Origin of the sequence: Streptomyces sp. ICN903 (assembly GCF_022015835.1) — a bacterium.
GTDB classification, from domain to species: Bacteria; Actinomycetota; Actinomycetes; order Streptomycetales; family Streptomycetaceae; genus Streptomyces; species Streptomyces fenghuangensis.
Window position 1 is genome coordinate 1 of record NZ_JAKMAY010000458.1, and the last position, 3138, is coordinate 3138.

At 77.7% G+C, this 3138-nt stretch carries 2 protein-coding genes; both read right to left on the bottom strand.

Going from position 1 to position 3138, the window contains the following annotated elements; all coding sequences use genetic code 11:
• Positions 1-52: 52 nt before the first annotated feature.
• Positions 53-1528 carry an O-antigen ligase gene (locus L7D48_RS27630; protein ID WP_237883652.1) on the bottom strand — a complete coding sequence of 492 codons (1476 nt, stop codon included), beginning with the start codon at positions 1526-1528 and terminating at the stop codon, positions 53-55.
• 1 nt (position 1529) lies between these two features.
• Positions 1530-3086 carry an exopolysaccharide biosynthesis polyprenyl glycosylphosphotransferase gene (locus L7D48_RS27635; protein WP_237883654.1) on the bottom strand — a complete coding sequence of 519 codons (1557 nt, stop codon included), beginning with the start codon at positions 3084-3086 and terminating at the stop codon, positions 1530-1532.
• Positions 3087-3138 lie beyond the last annotated feature (52 nt).

The following is a 3138-nucleotide window of genomic DNA, read 5'->3' on the forward strand; positions in this document are numbered from 1 at the left end:
GGTCCGGAGGGCGGCGGGGGCGCGGTGGGCGCGCCGGTCGCTGTACTGGTGCTCACCGTGCGCCCGCCTCCTTCGCGCCCCGTACGCGGTCGGTGACCGCGCCGACCGCCGCCGCGGGCGCCAGTGCCCACCAGGCGGCCAGGCCGAGCGCCACGGCGGTCAGCACCGTGGACGGGCCCCCGATGTCGGCGTAGAGGAAGTCGACGCAGACCAGGACGAGCAGGCCGGTCGCGGCCAGGCCGCAGTCGGTGGCCCGCCCCGCCGCCCGTGCCCTCCGCAGCCGCCGCACGCCCAGCACCAGCAGCGCGGCCCAGCCGCCTGTGACGGCGACGGCACCGGCCAGCCCGTGCTCGGCCAGGAGGAGCAGGTACATGTTGTGCGGGGACAGCAGGGGCTGGCGCTGGAAGTCCTGTCCGGCCCCGGCGGTGTCGCTCGCCGAGGACAGGGCGAGGGAGGCATGGGAGTCGCGGTGCTCGGCGAAGCCCTTGGGGCCCACCCCGGTCAGCGGGTTCTCGTGCCAGATCTCCACGGCGGCGGCCCACATGGTGTAGCGGTCGGTCACGGACTGGTCGGGCTCCGCGGCGACCTCGGTGATGCTGGCGGCGCGCTCGGCGACGAGATCGCCGCCCACGCCGAATCCGCCGACCAGGACCACCGCGGCGGCCGAGGCGGCCGCCAGGACGCGCAGGGCTGTGCGCAGGCCCGTCAGGAGCAGCACCGCCGTGCAGGCGGCGGCTGTGGAGATCCACGCACCCCGGCTGAAGGAGAGGATCAGCGGCACCAGGAGCGCGGCGGCGGTGCCCAGCGCCGCGGGCCGCAGCCACCGGGGGGCTCCGGCGGGCGGGGCGAGCCCGGCGGCCAGGGCGACGACGACGCCGCAGGAGACGGCGGAGGCCATCCCCATGACGTCCGCCGGACCGAAGGTGCCCACCGCCCGGACGTTCTCCCCCCGGTACGAGGCGCCGGTGCCGGCGAGGTACTGGTGGACGCCGACCGCGCCCTGCACCACGGCGACCGCCACCAGCGAGGCGGCGACCGTCCGGGCGTGCCGCGGCGAGCGCAGCGTGAGCACCAGGGCGGCCGGCACCAGGACGAACACCTGGAGCAGACGGACGTAACCGGTGAGGCCGGCCACGGGGTCCTGGGCCGTCACCGCCGCCAGCGCCAGACCGGCGGCCGGCGCCGCCAGGACGGCGGCGGCCGTGGCGTCCAGCGGGCGCGCGCGGGTGCGCAGCGCCCACGCGGTGCAGCACACGACCAGAACACCCGAGGCGGCGTCGGCGAGGGTGGGGCCCGCGCCTCCCCCGCCGGGCTCGCGGTACGCGGGCACGCACACCAGCAGGACGGTGGCGAGCGCGGGCAGCACCGGGCCGTGGGCGGCCGCCGCCTTCGCGGGACGGCCCCCGCGGGGCCCGGGGGCCGGGGCCCGCGGGGGGATCCCGGGCTCGGTGGGCTCGGTGGGCTCCGTGGGCTCCGTGGGCTGTGCGGTGGCCGTGCCGGCCACGTTGACCGTGGTGGCGGTCGTCACCTCAGCTGCCCCCGAGCCGGAGGACGGAGCCCGCGGTGCGCAGCAGGATCGAGACGTCCTGCCACAGCGACCAGGTCTCGATGTAGTGGTTGTCGAACCGTGCCCGGTCCTCGATGGAGGTGTCACCGCGCAGTCCGTGCACCTGGGCCAGCCCGGTGATTCCGGCGGGCATCCGGTGGCGGGCCGCGTAGCCGGGGTGGAGCCGGCTGAAGTGCTGGACGAAGTAGGGGCGTTCGGGCCTGGGCCCGACCAGGCTCATGTCACCGCGCAGTACGTTCCACAGCTGGGGCAGCTCGTCCAGCGAGGTGCGGCGCAGCACGTGGCCGACCGTGCTCATCCGGCGGTCGTCGGCGACGTTCCAGCGCGTCGCCGACTCGTGCTCGTCCCGGGGGCGCAGGGTGCGGAACTTCAGGACGGTGAACGGACGCCCGTCCAGGCCGATCCGCTCCTGACGGAAGATCACCCCGGGTCCGTCGGCGATCCGGACGGCGAGCGCGCAGGCCAGCAGCACCGGGGCCGCGGCCACCAGCGCCACGGCGGCCACCGCGACGTCCAGGGCGCGCTTGCCGCGCAGTCCGGCCCGGCGGTGCCGGGGCCGCGGGTCCAGGCGGCGGCAGGGGAAGCCCCACAGGTGCTCGGCCGTGCGTCCGGCGCCGCGGGCGTGGGGAGCGGCGGCCGGGTGCGCGGCCGGGGATGCCGCGCCGACCACCCACACGGTGCAGTCCAGGTCCGTGAAGAGCGGCACGAGCGCCGCGGCCTCCGGGTCCGTGCCGGGGTCGCGGGTGAACACCGCGTCGCGCACGGCGTTCTGGATGGCGGCGCGGACGATGTCCTCGCGTCCGGTGAGCACCGGCACCGAGACGCCCTCGGCCAGTGCCGCGTCGGCCGGTTCTCCTCCCGGCTCGACCACCCCGACCGGGCGCATCCCGTACTCGGGGTGCTCGTACAGGGCGGTGGTGACGCGCCGTCCCGCCTCCCCGGCGCCGACCACCAGAGCGGAGCGCGGTCTGCGGCGTCCGGCACGGCGGCGCGCCAGATGGACGGCGCCGCGTGCGGCACAGGCCAGGGCCGTGTGGGCGGCCACCGCCGCCGTCAGGACCGTCCAGTCCGGGGCCCTTCCCTCCCAGGTCGCGGCCGGGAGCGCGGCGGCCGCGCACCAGGCCGCGGCCGTACCGCCGAGCAGGGCGGGCAGTTCGCCGAGCGCGGTCGGCGCCAGGGCTGTGCGGTAGAGGCCGGCGCGGGCGTTGAGCGGCATCAGGACGGCCAGCAGGACGGCGCACAGCACCACGGCCGCGAGCGGCCCCCCGCCGCCGCCCGCTCCGGGCGCGGCGGTCACGGTGGTCACGGCGGCGGCCGCCGTGACCGCGGTGAGGCAGTCGGCGGCGGTGAGGAGGGCGGCGGCGCGGCGCCGGTGCGGATTGCCGCGCAGGGTCGCCGACAGCGGCCGGTGCGCCGGTCCGCGCGGCGGGCCGACGTGGGGCGCCGCGGTGCGGGCCTTGGGTTCCGGCAGGGGCAGGACCCGGCTCGGGTTGGATGTCCCGGTGTTGTCCGTGGTCATCGCCTGATGTGCTCCCTGGTATCGGGGTGGGGATCGGGATGGGTGCGGAAGG

What these genes read in the sequence shown, in the direction of transcription:
- L7D48_RS27635 (WP_237883654.1), bottom strand. Translation starts at nt 3,086, where the DNA reads ATGACCACGGACAACACCGGGACATCCAACCCGAGCCGGGTCCTGCCC.